The sequence below is a fragment of the Alsobacter soli genome, assembly GCF_003004785.1.
In the GTDB taxonomy this organism is placed as follows: Bacteria; Pseudomonadota; Alphaproteobacteria; order Rhizobiales; family Beijerinckiaceae; genus Alsobacter; species Alsobacter soli.
In genome coordinates, this window is sequence record NZ_PVZS01000008.1 from 156925 (window position 1) to 174853 (window position 17929).

At 68.8% G+C, this 17929-nt stretch carries 20 protein-coding genes; 9 read left to right on the forward strand and 11 right to left on the reverse strand.

Translation table 11 applies throughout. The annotated features are described in order from the left end of the window. Positions 1-394: 394 nt before the first annotated feature. Positions 395-691 (forward strand): hypothetical protein, encoded by a 297-nt coding sequence (locus tag SLNSH_RS09340; protein WP_106336398.1) that lies wholly within the window; start codon positions 395-397, stop codon positions 689-691. 107 nt (positions 692-798) lie between these two features. Here the strand turns inward: SLNSH_RS09340 and SLNSH_RS09345 are convergent, their stop codons facing one another. Next, positions 799-1254 carry a hypothetical protein gene (locus SLNSH_RS09345; protein WP_146140232.1) on the reverse strand — a complete coding sequence of 152 codons (456 nt, stop codon included), beginning with the start codon at positions 1252-1254 and terminating at the stop codon, positions 799-801. Between the two features lie 242 nt (positions 1255-1496). Between SLNSH_RS09345 and SLNSH_RS09350 the strand changes: the two genes are divergently transcribed. Next, positions 1497-2285: a Crp/Fnr family transcriptional regulator gene (locus tag SLNSH_RS09350; RefSeq protein WP_106336400.1), complete on the forward strand. Its 789-nt coding sequence runs from the start codon at positions 1497-1499 to the stop codon at positions 2283-2285. A gap of 51 nt (positions 2286-2336) precedes the next feature. On the opposite strand, the gene SLNSH_RS09355 is transcribed toward SLNSH_RS09350, so the two are convergent. The 4 genes from SLNSH_RS09355 to SLNSH_RS09370 are packed head-to-tail and all read right to left on the reverse strand — an operon-like array spanning position 2337 to position 4053. Beyond that, positions 2337-2696 (reverse strand): hypothetical protein, encoded by a 360-nt coding sequence (locus SLNSH_RS09355; protein WP_106336401.1) that lies wholly within the window; start codon positions 2694-2696, stop codon positions 2337-2339. Positions 2697-2754: 58 nt separating this feature from the next. Next, positions 2755-3240, reverse strand: coding sequence for a cytochrome c (locus SLNSH_RS09360; protein WP_106336402.1), 486 nt, complete (start codon positions 3238-3240; stop codon positions 2755-2757). After that, positions 3237-3473, reverse strand: coding sequence for a ChaB family protein (locus tag SLNSH_RS09365; protein ID WP_106336403.1), 237 nt, complete (start codon positions 3471-3473; stop codon positions 3237-3239). The genes SLNSH_RS09360 and SLNSH_RS09365 overlap by 4 nt, the downstream gene beginning before the upstream one ends. 16 nt (positions 3474-3489) lie before the next feature. After that, positions 3490-4053, reverse strand: a complete 564-nt coding sequence (locus tag SLNSH_RS09370) for a nitroreductase family protein (RefSeq protein WP_106336404.1) — start codon at positions 4051-4053, stop codon at positions 3490-3492. Positions 4054-4279: 226 nt separating this feature from the next. Here SLNSH_RS09370 and SLNSH_RS09375 point away from each other — a divergent pair, with 226 nt between their 5' ends. From SLNSH_RS09375 to minC, 6 genes are all read left to right on the forward strand, one after another. Further along, complete coding sequence (locus SLNSH_RS09375; RefSeq protein ID WP_106336486.1) at positions 4280-4645, forward strand: SPW repeat protein; 366 nt, start codon at positions 4280-4282, stop codon at positions 4643-4645. Between the two features lie 32 nt (positions 4646-4677). Then, positions 4678-5520, forward strand: coding sequence for a universal stress protein (locus SLNSH_RS09380; protein ID WP_106336405.1), 843 nt, complete (start codon positions 4678-4680; stop codon positions 5518-5520). A gap of 743 nt (positions 5521-6263) precedes the next feature. Further along, positions 6264-7061, forward strand: a complete 798-nt coding sequence (locus tag SLNSH_RS09385; RefSeq protein WP_245422171.1) for a DUF2778 domain-containing protein — start codon at positions 6264-6266, stop codon at positions 7059-7061. 136 nt (positions 7062-7197) lie between these two features. Then, the gene (locus tag SLNSH_RS09390) at positions 7198-9309 is read left to right on the forward strand and encodes a hybrid sensor histidine kinase/response regulator (RefSeq protein ID WP_106336407.1); all 2112 of its coding nucleotides are present in this window, start codon (positions 7198-7200) and stop codon (positions 9307-9309) included. 111 nt (positions 9310-9420) lie between these two features. Then, positions 9421-9732 carry a hypothetical protein gene (locus SLNSH_RS09395; protein ID WP_106336408.1) on the forward strand — a complete coding sequence of 104 codons (312 nt, stop codon included), beginning with the start codon at positions 9421-9423 and terminating at the stop codon, positions 9730-9732. 116 nt (positions 9733-9848) lie between these two features. Further along, the gene (gene minC / locus SLNSH_RS09400) at positions 9849-10619 is read left to right on the forward strand and encodes a septum site-determining protein MinC (protein ID WP_106336409.1); all 771 of its coding nucleotides are present in this window, start codon (positions 9849-9851) and stop codon (positions 10617-10619) included. A gap of 17 nt (positions 10620-10636) precedes the next feature. On the opposite strand, the gene SLNSH_RS09405 is transcribed toward minC, so the two are convergent. The 4 genes from SLNSH_RS09405 to SLNSH_RS09420 are packed head-to-tail and all read right to left on the reverse strand — an operon-like array spanning position 10637 to position 13966. Then, positions 10637-11341: an ABC transporter ATP-binding protein gene (locus tag SLNSH_RS09405; protein WP_106336410.1), complete on the reverse strand. Its 705-nt coding sequence runs from the start codon at positions 11339-11341 to the stop codon at positions 10637-10639. Beyond that, positions 11341-12084, reverse strand: a complete 744-nt coding sequence (locus SLNSH_RS09410; RefSeq protein WP_106336411.1) for an ABC transporter ATP-binding protein — start codon at positions 12082-12084, stop codon at positions 11341-11343. The genes SLNSH_RS09405 and SLNSH_RS09410 overlap by 1 nt, the downstream gene beginning before the upstream one ends. Next, positions 12081-13082, reverse strand: coding sequence for a branched-chain amino acid ABC transporter permease (locus tag SLNSH_RS09415; protein WP_196240231.1), 1002 nt, complete (start codon positions 13080-13082; stop codon positions 12081-12083). The genes SLNSH_RS09410 and SLNSH_RS09415 overlap by 4 nt, the downstream gene beginning before the upstream one ends. Then, on the reverse strand, positions 13079-13966 hold the full coding sequence (locus SLNSH_RS09420; RefSeq protein ID WP_106336412.1) for a branched-chain amino acid ABC transporter permease: 888 nt from the start codon (positions 13964-13966) through the stop codon (positions 13079-13081). The genes SLNSH_RS09415 and SLNSH_RS09420 overlap by 4 nt, the downstream gene beginning before the upstream one ends. A 173-nt stretch (positions 13967-14139) precedes the next feature. Between SLNSH_RS09420 and SLNSH_RS09425 the strand changes: the two genes are divergently transcribed. Beyond that, on the forward strand, positions 14140-14460 hold the full coding sequence (locus tag SLNSH_RS09425; RefSeq protein ID WP_106336414.1) for a hypothetical protein: 321 nt from the start codon (positions 14140-14142) through the stop codon (positions 14458-14460). A 37-nt stretch (positions 14461-14497) separates the two neighbouring features. On the opposite strand, the gene SLNSH_RS09430 is transcribed toward SLNSH_RS09425, so the two are convergent. Together SLNSH_RS09430 and SLNSH_RS09435 are read right to left on the reverse strand one after the other, a co-directional pair. After that, the gene (locus SLNSH_RS09430) at positions 14498-15718 is read right to left on the reverse strand and encodes a phenylacetate--CoA ligase family protein (RefSeq protein ID WP_146140233.1); all 1221 of its coding nucleotides are present in this window, start codon (positions 15716-15718) and stop codon (positions 14498-14500) included. A gap of 176 nt (positions 15719-15894) precedes the next feature. After that, complete coding sequence (locus tag SLNSH_RS09435) at positions 15895-17847, reverse strand: alginate lyase family protein (RefSeq protein ID WP_106336418.1); 1953 nt, start codon at positions 17845-17847, stop codon at positions 15895-15897. Positions 17848-17929 lie beyond the last annotated feature (82 nt).

A 17929-nucleotide genomic window follows, 5' to 3' on the forward strand; every position in this document is an offset into this window, starting at 1 on the left:
CCGATTCGGGATCACGAGCGTCTGTTGAGATCCTCCCATAAGGAGGGTGGCGACATGAACCGGCGATCAATGGCTTTGCCCGGACAAAGGGATCGGCTGGACCGCATGGCGGTTCCTTCAAGCGTCACAGCCGCCCCCTGCCTCGATCTGCGCGGCCCGGCCCCATGCGCCGTCAACGACAACGGCGTGCGCCTTCGATTGCGGAAGGCGGCCGGCCCGGCTGCCGGCCGGCGCACGGGTCGGGACCAGACCCGCGCAGGCCAATTGGGCCCACTGCCGATCGTCATCGGGGCCCTCATGCCGGCGTGGCTCTGCTGACCGGTTGGCCGCCAAGGCCGATGCAAGACCTCCACGCCTCGACTTCATGCCGCCAAGACCCTCCTCGGAGGAGATCATGACCTCGTTGTCCCGGTTTCTGGCCTTCATGACAGCCTTCGCGGCCGTGCTGGGCTCGAGCTCTCTCGGCGCCCGCTGGCAGGAGCCGGCCCGCGCCGAACGGGAGATCAAGGCGGCGGTAGCCGACCGCCTGCCCGGGCGCATGCCGATGCCCTTGGGGGCGCAGGCTCCTCGTCCTGCATGCGCGCCGCAGGCGGCTCCGGCCGCCGCGCAACAGGCGCCGGCCGCGCCACGCCCCGGCGCTCCTCAGCCGGTCGGGCCCGTGCGCGTCGCATCCATCGCGGAGGAGGCGTGATGGCTGTCCTGGACGCCTCGGAACTGGATGGCGCCAGCCCGGAGTTGGAGTTGCTGCGCGCCGTGATCGCGCAGGCGAACGGCTCGCCCGGCAAGCAGCCAGTCCCATCATTGGACCCCGGCCTCTGCGAAGCTCGCCGTGAACTCGACGACGACTGTCGATCGAATGGCGTCGGGGCCGCTGCGCTCCAGAAGCTGTCGCGTGCTCGGGTCGGAGGGAGCGACGATCTGGAGTCGCTCCAGACCCTCGCTGGCGCAGAGTCGCCGCAGCCCGCGGATCATGGCGCCGGTCACCGCGGCGTGGTCGAGGGCGGACGGAACGACGAAGAGCGGAACGCCCAGGCTGAGCCTGTCGGCGGCGACGGGCCAGACCTGGGTCGAGCAGAGCCCGCGAACGTATTCTCCGCGCACGAGGCCGAAGAGCCGCGCTCCCTCCATCTCGGCCCGCGCGCAGACGTCGCGCCAGCGCTCCAGGGTGAGCGCGGGCAGGAGGCCGATCAACAACGGAAAGCACTGGTCTACCTGGAGGCGCGAGAGCTGGGTGAAGCAGTAGCCATGGACCATGGACGCCCCCCGCCGTTTGGTTGGGCCCATTCTATGCACTGCTCCGCGATCGCGCGCCTGACGTCGATCAAGCCTGCGCGCGGGCGTACGCCATCGACCACAGAAACCATCGCGTCCGGACGACTTGCGCCCCGCCCGCTGGCCGCTCCGCGCTTCGCCATCGCGCTGACCGCATCAGCCGCCTGCGCCCAGTCGGCGCCGGTCGCGGCGGCGCATTCGCTTGTGAGTCGGGAGGAGGGGATATGACGACGACCAGCCTGCGTCCCTCGCACGGGGACATCATGGACCGCACGCGCTCCGGCATGCTGCTGGCGGGCGGTGACTACTCCTTCAAAGGCCGCGGCGGAACGACCTTCGAGGACCGGGCCGAACCCGACTGGACGAGCGAGATGTTCGGAGCCCGCATTCCCGAAACGGCGGCCCGCGGCAAGGCTCTGTTCTGGGAAGGCGCGCCGGCCGAGCACATCTTCCAGATCGTGGAAGGGGTCGTGCGGCTCTTCCGTATCTTCCCCGACGGCCGGCGCGTCGTCATGGGCTTCGCGTTCCCGGGCGACGTGCTGGGCATCGCCGTCAAGGACCGCTACCTGTTCACGGCCGAGGCGGTCACGCCCGTGCGCATGCGCAGGGCGTCCCGGGAGCGGCTGTCGGCGCAACTCGCCGAGCAGCCGCAGGTCGCGGCGATCATCTTCGATCGCATGCGCGACGAGCTCTGCGCCGTCCAGGACCAGATGCTCCTGCTGCTGTGCCAGGCCGCCGAGACGCGCATCGTCAAGTTCCTGGTGCGCGTGGCGCGCAAGAGCCCGGGCGCGATCGAGCACGGCGAGGAGTTCGAGCTGCCCATGCTGCGCACCGACATCGCCGACCACCTCGGCCTCACCATGGAGACGGTCTGCCGCACCATGACGAAGCTGCGGCGCGATGGCCTGATCGCCATGCGCGGGCCGCACAAGATCCAGATCCGCAATGCGCGGCGGCTGCTAGAGGCTGCAGGCCGCGAGGAAACGGACGACGCCGACGAGGCCTGGGGCTGACATCGCCCATGCGCCGCGCCGCTCCCGCGCGCCTCGGCGAGGCGGCCGATCTCAGGATTTCGGCGTTCGGACGGGTTTGGCGCCCGGCGCAGCCGGCGGTTGGGCGCCCCCGGAGCCCATCTCGAGGCACGAGATCAGCTCGATGTAGCTTGGGTGATAGGCGTTTGCGAGGTTCGCCACGCACTGGCTGCGGGCCTTGGCCGAGTAGGAGCTCCAGTGGGCGACGATGTCGGCGCGCACCTTCTGCTCGTTCTCCATGCAGCTCTTGTAGTGAGCCGCGTCCCGCGTGCCTTCACCGGTGGCCCGGCACGTGCTCTCGATCCTGAGCCTGGGCACGGCGTCCACCGCCAGGCTGGCGTTGATGGGCATGGCCGCGAGCGCCGCCGCCAGCGCCAACAAGGTCCTTGTCATGAACTCCTCCAGCGTTACGCAGGCGAGCCGATGCCGGAAACGGTCCCGTCCCGCCCGTTCACTGAGGCGGGCTGGGATAGGCCTGGTCCCCGAACGGGGACGCGTTGGGCGTCTGGATGCGGATGAACTCCACCCCCCCGGCCTTGTGACAACTGTTGCAGGCGTTGTTCAGTTCGCCGTAGGCGGCCTGGAACTTGGCCGAGTCCTTGTCCTTGGCCGCCTCGATCAGCGCCATGACGGGCTTGTCGACCTTGGTGACCTCCTCGATCGGGATGCCCTGGTAGAGCAGGGCCGCGCGGATCAAGGTGTCCTGCAGGGTCGCGACCTCGTGCTGGAGCAGCCGCCAGTTGCCGGTGCGCCCGGCGAACCAGACCTTGATGTGCCGCAGCTGCGTGGTCAGCATGATGTCCCCGAGCGTGGGCGAGGACGTGTCCGAGTACTGGCCTGCGCGCGGGGCGGGCGGCTCCGAGAACGGACTGCTCTGGGCCGCTGCGGGGCTGGCCAGCGCGACCGCGGCGAGGGCGACGGCTCCGAAAATCCTCATGGACCTCTGCTCCCTGTCATCGCCCCCTCCCGCGGCCGCCAGTCTCCGTCCTGCTTGCGGTAGCGTCGCTTCACCGCCGACCAGGCGATCCTGAACGAGACCGCCTCGCGGTCGGGGTCGTCGGCGTGCTGGTCGAAGGCGTTGTTGAAGGCCGCGAAGAAGATCTCCTGCGCGTGCGGGGGCAGGTGGTCGCGGACTGAGTCTGGCAGCTCCGAGATGCTGCGGTACGGCATCGGCCGGCCTCCGACGTCAGTTGATCCATTCCACCTTGGGATGGCTGCGCGCGACGGCGGGAGCGGGCGCCGCTGGCCAGCCCACGATCAGGGGCGCCACGGCGCGCATGTCCTGCGCGAGGCCGATGGCGCTCTTGCCCTCGGGCGTGTTCAGGTACCCCTGCGCGAAGCCGATCCAGCAGGTCCCAAGCCCGGCGGCATAGGCCGCCAGCATGAAATTCTGCGCCGCAAGGGCGCAATCCTCGACCGCCCACGGGCTGCTCTCCGGCGCGGCGATCACCACCAGCGCGGGAGCATGGTAGAAGATCTGGTACGTGGGATCGCCCAGCATCGCCTTCGCGTGCTCCGCATGCGGACCCTCGCCCACAGCGCCCGCCAGAAGGTGGCGCTTGGCCGCATCAGAGAGCCTGTCCAGGCGCTCCGCGTCCATGATGACATTGAACCGCCAGGGTTGCTCGTTCATGGCGCTTGGCGCGAGCGCAGCCGCCTGGATGAGCTTGAGGAGCGTGTCGGCCCCGAGAGGCTCCCGCCGGTAATCGCGAACGGATCGACGGCCCCGAAGCGCTTGTTCGAAATCCATGGCCCCCTCCACCACAGGCGCGCAGCCCTGCGCGAGTGACGCGTGCAACCTTAAGTGGCGCAAGTCCGGCATTCGATGACGTCGATCAAGGTTTCAGCCAACGTCCTTCCCGTCACCGGTGCTAAGGCGTGACGCCTCAAAACACGCGTCGAACCTGACCTGTCGCAGAATTGCCTCCGGGAAACCGCGTATTGTGGCCGGCAAAATCGAGCCGTTGGAGGCGACGATGTCTGAAAGCATGCTGAGAAAAACACCGGTCTTCGATGCGATCAACCTGATCGCCGCCGTGGCCTTGTTCGTGGCGCCCTGGGTGGTGTCCTTCGGGCCCGAAAGCTACGCCAACTGGAACGCCTGGATCTCCGCGGCGGTCATCGCCCTCGTGGCGCTGGGAGCCATCACGGCGTTCTCCCGCTGGGAGGAGGTCGTGAACCTGGTCGCGGGCCTGTGGTTGATCGCCGCTCCCTGGGCGCTGCGCTTCACCGGGGACCGCAATGCCGTCGTGAGTCATCTGGTGATCGGAGCGATCGTGGCAGTGTGCGCGGCCGTGAGGCTTTGGGCGGCCACGACGTCCGTCGAAGCGACTGCACGCTGACGCGACGGGATGAGGGAAGGGGAGAGGCGCCCATGCGCGACTTGCTGGTCCAGATGGACGGCGGCCAGGACGATGAAGCGCGCTTGGGCCTGGCCCAGGCCTTGGCCTGTGGCCAGGAAGCGCATGTGACGGGGCTTCTCCTCAACCCTCTTCCGTCGGCTCCCGAGATGCCGGGCTTCGACGCCGGCGTCGCCGCTGGCGAGCTGATCGCGGGTATGTTCAAGGAGGCTCATCGCCTCGGCAACGAGGCGCAGGAGCAGGTCCGGCGGCGCCTGGCCCGCTGGTCGGCGTCCTACGAACTGCGCCGTTATGACGGCTATTCGCTCGATCTCGCCGCCCATGCGGCGCGCGAAGCCCGATGGAAGGACATCTTCGTCGCGCCGCTACCCTCCGGGGAGCGGCGACAATGGCGAGAGACCGTCATCGCAGCGTTGTTCGGATCGGGGCGGAGCGTGCTCCTAGCGCCGGCCGGCGCACGGGCCCCGGCCTCGTTCGGAACAGTGGTGATCGCCTGGCGCGATACGCGGGAGTCCGCGCGAGCCGTCGAGCAGGCGCTGCCGATCCTGGTTTCCGCGAACCGGACGGCGCTCGTCGTGGTCGAGGAGCCTCTCGCGCGAGGCGCGCGGCGCACCACGGAGCCCGAGGCCGACGCCGTGCGCTACCTCGCACGCCACGGCGCCAAGCTGGACGTGATCTTCGCATCCAGCCAGAACGGTGACGTCGGCGCGATCCTCAGGGACCAATGCGCCAGGCTTTCCGCCGACCTGCTGGTCATGGGCGGCTATGGCCACTCCAGGCTCCGGGAATGGGTGCTGGGCGGCGTCACGGAAGACATGCTCGACGCCTCCCCGACGCCGGTGCTGATGGCCCACTAAGCGGATCGCGCGGTCCCTACCGATCTGCCTGGTGGCCGCGAATCAGTTTCTCCAGACCTGTGCCTTTTCTGCACAGGTCGCGCGCCTGCGCGAAGTCTCTCATAAAAATCGCAGCCTTTTCAAGCTCTTGCGCAGGGTGGCCCGGACACGGGCGCGCCCTGCTGCGGCGCTTTGGCTGGGGAATGTTCAAGATTTCGCCTCGATTGTCACTCATTGGCGACACCTGTCAGGGCTGGACAGGGACGCGCAGGCCTGAAAAAAGAAGATCTTGGTTCATCGCTGATTAACCAAGCGCGCGTCCAATGGATGTGGAACGACGGATTGGGTTGTCTCCTCCTCGGGATGTTGCTGCAGCGTTCTCGCAGCGTCGGTCTGAATGTCAGGCCTGCGCGAGAAGTCTTGCGGCCGGTCCTTTGCCTGGAGGCGCCGTCGCCAGTACTGAGTGAGCGTCGCGTATGACTTATGTGATCGGCCAGCCAAGGTTCGTGGTCTCGAGGGCGCGACGCGCCCGCCGGAATATCCTGAGCGCTATGGTCGCCCCCAGCGTCGCCCTGGGTGTCTGCATCTGGGCCGGCCATTCCCAGATCACGTGGCGCTCCGCTGCGCCGGTGGTCACGTCCGACGCGACGTCTCGGCCGGCGCCCGCTCCGGCGGCGCCCGCAGCCCCTCCGCGGCGTGATCCGCTGCTGTCTCCAGCTTTTTCCCTGAATGCGCCGGCGCGAACCCTCGCCGAGAGCGCGCCGATGCAGTCCGCCTTCCAGTGGGCCAATCCGCCCGCGACGACGATGGCGAGCGCCGAGCCTCCCCGGCAGTCCGCCGAGCCGAAAGGCCCGACCGTCGCCGCCCTGGATCCGGCCGACGATGCCGAGGAGGATTCGCCGGAGATCCCGCTTCCCCTGGCGCGTCCGCCCGAGTTGAGGGCTCCCCTGGATGCAGCCCGGCCCGGCGGCGCGCCAACCCAGCCCTTGGGAGGCTCGCGATCCAAGCTCGCCACGGCTGCGACCCCTCCTGCGGATGATCGGGGCTTCCTGGAGAAGCTGTTCGGAGTCCAGCGCTCCGCGCCCGGACAGGCCATGGCCTACGCCGCGCCGCAGGACGAAGAGGCCGCGCCCCGCAAGAGCATCTTCGGCTCGTTCTCGTCACCCTCGGTCAAGGCCGGCGAAGGCACGGCTGTCTACGACATCAAGGCGAAGGTCGTGTACATGCCGGATGGCGAGCGGCTCGAGGCGCATTCCGGGCTGGGCGACAAGCGCGACGACCCTCGTTACGTGAACGTGTCGATGCGGGGCCCGACGCCGCCGCATGTCTACGATCTGTCCCTGCGCGAGCAGCTTTTCCATGGCGTGCGCGCGCTGCGCCTCAATCCCGTCGGCGGCAGCGGGGCCATTCATGGCCGTGTGGGGCTCTTGGCGCACACCTTCATGCTTGGGCCGAACGGCGACTCGAACGGCTGCATCTCCTTCCGCGACTATGACAAGTTCCTGCAGGCCTACCTCAAGGGTCAGGTCAAGCGGCTGGTGGTTGTCGCAAGCGCAAGCTGAGAAGCCCTGAACACGCCTGGAGGGCCGACCCGCTGTTTGCTTTCAGGGACGGCGTGACCGGCGCCTCTGTTTGAAGCTGGCCCGGATAAAAGAAACCACCTAGAGTTGCCTCCTCGTCGCGTAGCAACTCTGCTGGATGAATCCCGTTCGCCCCTATCGACTCCTGCTGGCCGCTTCCATTCTGGTGCCTGCCCTTGTCTTTCTGGGCGCGGCCGTGTGGAGCCGGTCGGAGGTCTTGCGCGAATCGGATGAAACGGTTGTGCGCGCAGACGCCGTATTGCACGAGCATGCGCGCAAGGTGTTCGACACGGTCGACCTCGTGCTTGGCCGTGTGGACGACCGCGTCAGCCGGATGACCTGGGACGAGATCGACTCGGCGGCCACCAGCGCGTTTCTGCACGCTCTCAAGGAGCCCTTGGAGCAAGCGGTGTCCATCTGGGTGACCGACGCCACTGGACGCGTGCGCGCCGGCAGTCAGCCCTGGGATCCCGCGGTGAGGATCTCCGAAAGGGAGTGGTTCCAGACCCAGCAGGAGAGGGACGCTGGCACCTACATCAGCGGCGCCTTTCAGGGGAAGGCGACAAAGATCGCCTCATTCGCGGTGAGCCGCCGCATCACCACGACCAATGGCCACTTCGGCGGCATCATCCATGTCGCGCTCAGCCCGGAATATTTCGCGCGCTTCGCCATGGAAGTCACCGGTGGGGTAGGCGCCGGCGCGCTGCTGCGAGCGGATGGCGAAGTGCTGTCCCGGTTCCCGTACCAGCGGCCCATGCCGCGGGTGGAACCGTCCAGCCCCCTGATGCGGATCATCGCCGCCCGCCCGCAGGCAGGCAAGGCGAAGGCGGTCTCCACCACGGACGGCAAGGAGCGATATTACGCCTACCAGCAGGTCGCGCCTTATCCCGTTTTCGCCGTGTACGGCCTCGACACGTCGTTGATCGACCAGCGCTGGCTGTCGCTGGTGGCTGTGTACGGTGTGGTGGCCGCCGCCTCTGCGCTGGTTCTGTTCGCCGTTTCCTGGCTCGCGATGCGCAGCGCTCGCGCTGAGCAAATGGCGTTGGTCAGTCTGCGCGCGGAGCACGAGCAGCGCGTCGCGGCCGAGCAGCGGTTGCTGCAGGCCCAGAAGATGGAGAGCCTGGGACAACTGACCGGCGGCATCGCTCATGACTTCAACAATCTGCTGGCCGTCATCATCGGCAACCTGGATCTGCTTCAGCGCCGGGTGAAGGGCGACGACCGCGCCAAGCGCCTGCTGGAGAGCGCGATGCAGGGCGCCGAGAGGGGAGCTGCCCTGACGCAGCGAATGCTCGCGTTCTCTCGCCGGCAGGATCTCTCCCCGCAGCCGGTGAACCTGCACAAGCTCATCGGCGACATGACGGACCTGCTCGAGCGTTCGCTCGGCCCGACGATCCGGATCGACACAACGTTCGCCGACGATCTGCCGCCGGCGCTGGCCGATCCCAACCAGCTCGAAATGGCCCTGCTCAATCTGGCGGTGAACGCCCGGGACGCCATGGGCGGGACAGGGCGGATCGTGATCGCCGCTCGGACTGAGTCGGCGCCGGAGGCGAACTCCATGGGGCTCGCGCCCGGCCACTACTGCTGCCTCAGCGTCACGGACACCGGCGCCGGGATGACGCCGGACACCCTGGCGCGGGCCGTGGAGCCGTTCTTCACCACCAAGGGCGTGGGCAAGGGTACAGGATTGGGCCTTTCCATGATCCACGGGTTCGCCGAGCAGTCCGGCGGCGCGCTGCGCCTGAAAAGCGCCCCAGGCGCCGGAACCACGGCGGAGCTTTGGTTGCCGATCGCCGATGCGCCCCCGCAGGACCAGGCTCCCGCCCCGGGGCCCGCGGCCCTTCGGGAGCCCTGCCGCGTGCTGCTCGTCGAGGACGATCCGCTCGTCCTGGCCGGCGCGTCGGCGATGCTCGAGGATCTTGGCCACACGGTCGCCCACGCCGCGTCTGGCGAGGAAGCGGCTGCGATTCTCGATCAGGACAGCCGCTTTGACCTGGTCGTCACGGATTACGCCATGCCCGGCATGACCGGCCTGGAGCTCGCCGACAGGATCCGTGTGCGTTGGCCGGAAATGCCGGTGCTCCTGGCCAGCGGGCACGCAGAACTGAACCACCGCCCAGGCGTGTTGAACCCACGGCTTCCAAAGCCGTACACCCGGCAGGACCTGGCGGCCGCGATCGCCTCGACCGTCGCCTCGGCCTGCAGGCACGCGCACATCGGTGCCTGAGTTCCCCGGCGCTTCTCGGAGGCGCCACCTGCAGCCTGAAACGCAACTCATGGTAAGCGAGCGTTAACGGATGTCGGTCAGCTTCGCCTCACAAGGGCATAGAGGACCGCCATGACCCATCGTTCCAAAGCCGTCGCCATCCTTGCGGCGACCTCCCTCCTGACCTCCTTGGCCGCCATGTCCGCGCCCGCCCAGGCGCGCGACGGCGTCAACGGCGCGCTGTTCGGCGGCTTGGCTGCAGGCGCGATCGCGGGCGGGATCATCGCCAACAGCGTGAACAGCCGCCCGCCTGTCGTGTACCGTGAGGTGGGGCCGCCCCCGCCGCCCGTGGTGGTCTATCCCGAGTGCCACACCGTGCGCGAGCCGCTCTACGACGCCTATGGCGAGATCGCCGGCCACCGCAACGTGCGGGTGTGCGACTGATCGATTATCGGCTCGTCGCCCGGCTCCCGGGCGGCGCTCCCGGTGGACAAGACGTCCGCCGCCGTTGACTTGGATCGGCGCAGGGCCGATCCATCGGCGTCAGAGGACCTGACGCCGTGACAGCCGAATCCCCCCAGCAGCCCCCGATCCGCTTTCGCGGCCGCAACTTCCTGGCGCTCGTTGTGGCGCCGGACCCGCCTCTCGAAGAGTGGCTGTTGCGGCTGGATGACTGGCTCACCCGGGCGCCGTCCTTCTTCAAGGGCCGCCCGGTGATCCTCGATATCTCCGCCATGTCGATCGAACGGTCGGAGATCCCGGCCGTGGTGGCCGCCGTGCAGTCGCGCAATCTCCGCGTGATGGGCGTGGATGGCGCGGACGTCGAGTGGCTCGGTATCGGCACGCCCGCCCAGTTGCTGGGCGGCAAGGCGAGCCCGGCGCCTGAATTCCGCTCCGAAGGCCAGGGCGCCGCTGCGGAGGCGGCCAGTCCGGAGGCGCAGGCGCCGGCGGCTTCGGCCGAGCCTGCGCAAGCCGCGGCGGAGCCGGCGGGCGAGGGCGAGGCGACTTCGCTGGTGATCCCGGAATCGGTCCGCTCGGGCCAGCAGATCTATTTCCCGCGCGGCGACGTGACGGTGATCGGCGCCGTGCAGTTCGGCGCCGAGATCGTGGCCGGCGGCACCATCACGGTGCACGGGGCCTTGCGCGGCCGCGCCATCGCGGGCGTCTCCGGAAACGCCAAGGCGCGCATCTTCTGCCGGCGCTTCGAGGCCGAGCTGCTGGCGGTGGACGGCGTCTACCGCACGACCGACGACGTGGATCCGGCGCTCATCGGAAAGCCGGTGCAGGCCTGGCTCGAAGGCGACAGCCTGAAGACCGCGCTGCTCGACTGAACCGAGCGGCGGGTCCGTCACAGGCCGAGATAGGCCTGGCGCACCCGGTCGTCCTCGAGCAGTTCCACGCCGGGGCCAGACAGCGTCACGCGCCCGTTCTCCAGCACGTAGGCCTGGGAGGCGAGCCGCAGCGACACGGCTACGTTCTGCTCGACCAGCACGCAGGTGAGGCCGCTCTTGTTGAGGTCCGCCACCGTCGCCAGGACCTGCTGCACCATGGCGGGCGACAGGCCGAGCGACGGCTCGTCGAACATCACGAGCTCCGGCTCGCCCATGAGGCATCGCGCGATGGCGAGCATCTGCTGCTCGCCCCCGGACAGCGTCCCGGCGGCCTGGTCATGGCGCTCCTTGAGGCGCGGAAACAGCGCGTACATGCGCTCCAGGTTCTGCGCCCGCCGCGCCTTGGCGCGGGGCAGCAGCGATCCCATGAGCAGGTTCTCGCGGACGGACAGGGTGGGGAACACCTGCCGGCCCTCGGCCACCTGGCCGACGCCGAGGTTGCAGACGACATGGCTGGGCTGCCCGGCGATGTCGCGCCCTTTCCACAGGATTGCGCCGCGCGCCGGCCGCAGCATGCCGGCGATGGCTCGGATCAGGGACGTCTTGCCCGCCCCGTTCGCGCCCACGATGGCGACGATCGCGCCCTCCGGCACATCGAGGCTGACGCCGTCCAGCGCCTGGGCGTCTCCATAGAACAGGTCCAGCTTCTCGACCGCGAGCATTAGCCGAGCGCTCCGACAGGGTGATCGGCCTGGCCGAGGTAGGATTCGATCACGCGCGGGTCGCGGGTCACCGCCTCGGGCGCGCCCTCCGCGATGGTCGCACCGTGCGCCAGCACGTGGATGGTGTCCGCCAGCGCCATGACGGCGCGCATGACGTGCTCGATCAGCACGATCGTGACGCCCTCGTTTCGGTTGAGGTCCTTCAGCACCGCCACCATGCGGTCCGTCTCCGTCGGGCGCAGGCCCGCCATCACCTCGTCCAGGAGGAGGAGGCGCGGCCGCGTGCAGAGCGCGCGCGCGACCTCCAGGCGCTTACGGTCCGGCAGCGTGAGCGAGCGCGCCTGCTGGTCGCGCTTGTCCCACAACTCCAAGCGGCGCAGCACGTCGGCGGCCGCGGAGCGGGCGGCCTCGATGTCGGGCTCGTGCAGGAGCGCGCCGACGAGGGCGTTCTCCATCACGCTCAAATGCGGGAAGGGCCGCACGATCTGGAACGTGCGCGCCAGGCCGCGGCGGCAGATCGCATCGGGCGCCAGCCCGTCGATGCGCTCGCCCGCGAAAGCGATCGACCCTGCCTCGGGCTTGTGGACGCCGGCGATAAGGTTGAACAGCGTGGTCTTGCCGGCGCCGTTCGGGCCGATCACGGCGAAGACTGAGCCCTCCTGCACCTGCAGCGAGACGTGGTCCACAGCCAGCAGGCCGCGGAAGCGCTTGGCGACGCCCTGGACGGAGAGGAGCGCGCTCACGCCTTCTCCTCCGGTATGCCCAGGCGCCGCTTCAGCGCCGGCCAGAGGCCGTTCGGGGCGAGGATGACGATCACCATGAGGCACACCCCGTAGAACACCGCCTTGGTCCCGGGCGCGTTCAGCCCCACGGCGTTCGTGATCGCGATGAGCGCCTCGCCGAGCGGCGTGAGAATGAAGGCGCCCAGCACAGGGCCGAACAGCGTGCCCACGCCGCCGATGATAGGCGCCAGGATCATCTCGATCGAGCGCGAGATGTCGAACACCGGACCGGGGAACAGGTTGTTGTAGTAGAAGGCGTAGAACACGCCGCCGAGGCTGGTCAGGCCGGCGGAGATCACGACGGCGGCCATCCGGGCGCGGAAGACGTCGATGCCCAGCGCCCGGGCTGCTTCCGCATCTTCTCGCACCGCCAGCCAGCGGTAGCCCAGCCGCGAGTGGCGCAGGGCCGCGCACAGCAGGAATGCGCCGGCCGCCATGGTAAGGGCCAGATAGTAGAAGAAGAGGGGACCGCCGCGCAGGTTCCACCATGCGCCGCCTTCCGAGCTTACCGGCAGGAAGAGCCCAGCGGCGCCGCCTGCCCAGCCGAGATGGTCGAAGCCTATGCGCGCGACCTCCGCAAAGGCAATCGTCAGCAGCGAGAAATAGACGCCCTCGATGCGGAAGCGGAAGCCGAGCCATCCGATCGCGGCGCCGACCGCCACGGAGAGCAGGGCCGAGAGCCACAGGCCGGCCCAGGGGCCCACCCCGAGCTTCACGAACAGCGCCGCCGCCACATAGGCTCCGAGTCCGACGTAGAGGGCGTGCCCCAGGGAAAGCAGCCCGGCGAAGCCCATCATCACATTCCACGCCTGGCCCACATAGGCGAACCAGAACACCAGGATGAAGACCGACACGAGGTAGCGGTCCAGCGCCATGGGCGCGAGGAGCAGCAGGGCCAGCAACAGACCGAGGAGGACGAGCGCCCGGGTGGGCGTCGTGCGGAGGAGGCGGGCGATCATGCGGCGCGCTTCCCCATCAGCCCCTGCGGCCGGAAGGCGAGCACGAGCACCAGCAGCGCGAACGACACCATGCTTTTCATGGATGGCGCGATCGCAATGCTGGCCACTGCCTCGGCGACGCCGATGAGCAGCCCGCCCAGCAGGGCCCCTGCCATGGACCCCAGCCCTCCGATGATCACGATGGTGAAGGCCAGCAACGTGAAGGAGGGGGCCAGCATCGGGGTCACGTCCGTCAGCGCGACCATGAGAGAGCCCGCCGCGCCCACGCAGGCGAGCCCCAGCGCGAAGGTGAGGGCGTAGAGCCGCTTCACGTCCAGCCCGACCACGGCGGCCCCGACAAGGTTGTCCGCGCAGGCGCGGATCGCGGCGCCCACGAGCGTGAAGCGGAAGAAGGCGAAGAGCAGCCCGCAGACCACCAGCGCGGCGCCAGCGGCGTAGACCCGCACCTTGTCAACGATGATCTCGCCAGCGATCCCGGTCGGCACGAACCAGCTGTCGAAGGAGTAGGGGAGGTTGGCGTGCCGGGCGTCCGGCCCGAAGATCATCAGCAACCCGTTCACCAGGATGATCGCCAGGCCGACCAGCAGGATGAACTGGTCGTGCTCCGGGCGGGTGATGAACGGGTTGATCAGCACCCGCTGCAGCCCATAGCCGATGGCGAAGAACAGCGCCGCGATGGGCGCCATCGCCAGGAAGGGATCGAGGTTCAGGGCGGTGAACAACACGAAGGCGGCGTACATGGCGAGCACGGCGAATTCGCCATGGGCGAAGTTCACCACGCGCACGACGCCGAAGATCACCGACAGGCCGAGCGCCATCAGGCCGTAGACCAGCCCGGACAGCACGCCCTGGACGAGCACTTCAAGGTAAAGCGAAAGAGACATAAGGATCGGGTAGGACGGGAGGACTGCCGGCCGGCACGCGCCTCATGCGCCGAACGGCTCCGGAAGGCAAGTCACCCGGGACTTTTCCGATGCATGCCAGCAATCCGGCCGCCGTGCGTTCGCCAAGATCCCCCGCAATGCTATGCTGGCAGCACCTTGGAGGATTCCTGCCGATGCGTTTCGTCGTTCCCGCCCTTGCAGCCCTGATCGCCGTCGCCTCGACGCCGCTCGCCGCACAGCAGATCGGCGCCCCGCTCACGACGCAGCCTGCCGCGCAAAAGGCCGGGAAGCCCGCCAAGCCGGCCAAGGGCGCCGTGAAGGCGAAGCCGGGAGCTCCCGCCCAGGCTTCGGCCGCGGGTAGCCGCCAACCCAAGTGGGAGGACGCTCCCATGCCCAAGCCGCTGCCCGAGAAGGACAGCTCGTTCTCGTGGCCGAGCGGCGGCGTTCGCCCCACCGTGGGGAACGGCGGCGGCGGAATGGCCATCGGGTTCTGATTGTCCGAGGGCGTGGCCGGCCCGGGCCAACCCGCGCCTAAGCGAGCGCGTGTTCCGTTCGCGCAAGCAATTCCGGGCGGCCCCGAGCGTCGATGAACAGGGGCGCCTTGCCATTGGGCAGGCGCACCGGTTGCCGGGCCGTAACGTATTCCACTTCGATGCTGGATGGCGCTTTCTGCCGCAGGTTGGCCAGCACGGTCGCGCGCGTGTGGTCGCCGTAGCCGGTCGCCGGCGTGACGTGCACGCGGATTCGGCTCGGGCCGATCTGCAGGATCTGCACGCTTGCCGCGCCATCCGCTCCGCGCGGCACGTGATTGAGCCCAATGATCCGCGAGCCATCGGGCAAGGCGATGTATTCCGATTGCCGGCCAATCATGCCGCCGAATGGCGCGAGTCCGAGGCGGACGAGCCTCCTGCGTTCCGGGGTATCGTCTCGGCCGAGGTCGACCAGGTCGCCGGTGTCATACCGAAGCAGGATCTGGGCCCTGTTGCGCAGGCTCGTGCCGAGGAGGTGCAGGCCGTCATCCTCGGCCAGCACCTCGGCGACCCCATAGTCTGGTCGGAACCAGTATTCGCCGTCGCGCAGAGACCAGGCCGCGCAGACGCGCTCGGCCTGGCCGTAGAAGTCGATCAGGTCCGCCCCGAACGCGCGCTTCACCCGGGCCCGAAGCCCGGCTGGCAACTGCTCAGACGAGGTGAACACGAGACCGATACGCGGACCTCCTCCGGCATCCTCCGCAAACCGCGTCAGCAACTCGAGTGCGGACGGATAAGCATGCAGGACCTGCGGGCGGAAGGAAGCCAGGAAGGCTTCGTAATGCGGGTAGTTCGCAGGGGTGAGATGGTGGGCTGACAGCAGCATGCGGTCCGGCGCGGTCGATCGCCAAAAGGGCGGCGCCGCCGCGTCCACGGGCTTGATGGCGTCGCCACGCAGGACGACGACCCGTCCGGCGCCGGCCGGACCTCCCGCCTGTGCGACGAGATGGTCCACCAGGGCCTGTTCGAACACGATCTGACCGGGTGACCGAAGAAGCCGCAACGGGGTTCCCGTCGTCCCGCCGGTCGCGGCGGCGGCCTGGGGCAGCCCAGACGAACGCGCGAAGAGATCCTCGCCGCCGCGAACATTGTCCTTGCGCAAGACCGGCGCCGCATCCAGCCCGCCAAGCGGGAGCCCTGAATAGGCACGGGTTTCCCCGGCATCGGCCAGAACGCGGCGAAGCAGCCGAGCCTGCATCTCCTCCCGCTGACCGGCGTTCATGGCGTCCACCGCCTCGATCGCCCGGCGCGCGCGGGCGTAGACGACCGGCGGACGCCTCGCGAGCGCGTCGAAGAGCGGGGAGCGGCGCAAAGCGTTCAGCATGGGGACGAGGCCTCCGGACGGACCGGCTCTCGCAAGCGGCGGGCCGGTTGACCCGTGCCGGGTTGATACAACCCTCAGTGGCGGGGCTGCATGATCCGGAACCGTGTCTCGATGGCTTGCGCCAGCGCCGATGTCGTCGTGGCGATGCGCAGGGCCTGACCGGGTCGCAGGCTGTTGAAGCGGTCCGAATGCCAGGGCGGCTGCGTCGCCGACCCGCTTTCGAGCTCCATCAAGGTTCCTGCGGGCGCTTTGATGTCGAGCAGAACCCCGGCTTCACTCCGCACGACGGCACGATCATTGTCGAGCTGGATGCCCAGATCCGGGTGGATGTGAAAACGCAGCGCCGCAGGTCTGTCCGCAGCCGACCCACGTAGCCGGTCCGCCACGACGAAGCCGTCCGGCGCAGCTTGGACCGCGCGTTCGTGGAGGACCCCGTAGCGGCGCATGTAGCCATCGTGCGAGGCCCGGACGAGCCATTCCGGGCCGGGACGATATTCGTGGAGGCGAGCCACGGCTTTGTGCCGCCAATTGAACGCGCCAGCCGTGAGGCTCTGGGATGCGTCCTCGATCGTGAGCGTGTTGTGGGCCGCGGCCCCGCGCAGGAATTCCCTGACCTTTCCTCCTCCCGAGTACAGGTAAGTGCCTGAGTCCACGATCACAGGGGAGCCATCGAGGTGGAGCCAGAGGCTGAGCGCGTCAGCATGTCCGTGGGCGGCGATCGCCAGGAACCCGAGCGGGCCATGGTCCAAGCCCAGCGTCATCCGCCGCCCTGCGATGGCGCAGCGGATGAACGTGATGCCGCCCTGCGGGAAATGGGCTTGGTCCGTCGCCGCGCGGCCTGTGGCAGGGCTCGAGAACAGGACGTCGCGCCAGTGCGGATCGCGGTCCGGCGGCGCCAGTTCCGGGGCGCGCAGAACGCCTGAAAGAGCGGCCAGCACCGAGGCCGCATAGCGGGGCTCGCGGTCCTGCGGGCACGCCAGGACGCGGCCTTCGTCATCGTCGCCGATCCGCGGCGCGTTTCCGCCCTCGTCCACACAAGCGTGGAGCGCGGCGCCGGCAAGGCGCATGCACCCCAGAGCGGTCGCGGGCAGCGGCCGGCCGGCGTCCGCCAGCAACAGGGCGCCGAGCGCCAGCATCTCCAGCGTGAAGGCCGTATAGGTGGGCGACTGCTCGGCGCCCCAGCCGTCCAGGTGAAACTGCCCGGAGGTCGCATCCGCCAGGATATCCTCTCCATGGCGCAGCCAGGCAGGAGCATCCGGCAGATCCGGCGCGAGGAGGCCCGCAACGACCAGACCGAGACCTTCGGCCACCAGGTGATTGTTCGCCGAGGAGTGCAGGGACGGATAGCGGGCCATCCAGTAGCCGTGCGCCGCCACGAAGCTTCGCAGCAGCCGTCGCTCAGGCGCAGCCAAGACGGGCTGAACGGCAGCGACGACCAGCGCCACTGTGACGAGCCGCATCGCGAGTTCGATGCCAGAGAACCAGTTCACGCCCTTGAAGGGCGGGTTGCCGTCCATCCAGGACCGCAGCACGTCGAGGCAGAATCGGGCGGCCTTGGCGTCCCGGTCCCGGATCGCGAGCGCGGCGACGGGATGAAGGCACTGGAGGCGGTTGAGCTCAAGCGTGAACTTGACGTCGCCGCGGCCGACCGCATGCCGAAAATTCACGTCGAAGCAATAAGTTTGCGGAGTCGACCACGGCTGGCCGGAGACCGGGTCGAGCGCCCACAGGCCGGGAGAAAATTCCCCGGCGGGGCAGGGGCGCCCAAAGACCATGAGGTCTCCGGCGACCGTGCGCGCCGCTGCCTGCTTCGTGAGCTGGTCGAGGTTCTCAGGCCACTGTTGCTCGATGCGCGCGAAGGCAGGGAGCGCACAGAGCGCGCCGTCGCCCACGTCGAAACGCCGCCACCCGCTCCCGTAGCCGCGCCAGGCGGAGCGGAGCGCCTGTTCTCGCACGCGGTGGACGATTTCGGCCGGGCCCATGGCCCGGAGTCGCTGGAGCGTCCAGCGGATTCGGTCGACTTTCAAAGTTGCGCCTCCGGCGCAACCAAGAAGAGCATGAAGGCCCGTGCGGAAGCTTAACGGGCGTAGCCCCGCTACGCCCGTCGTA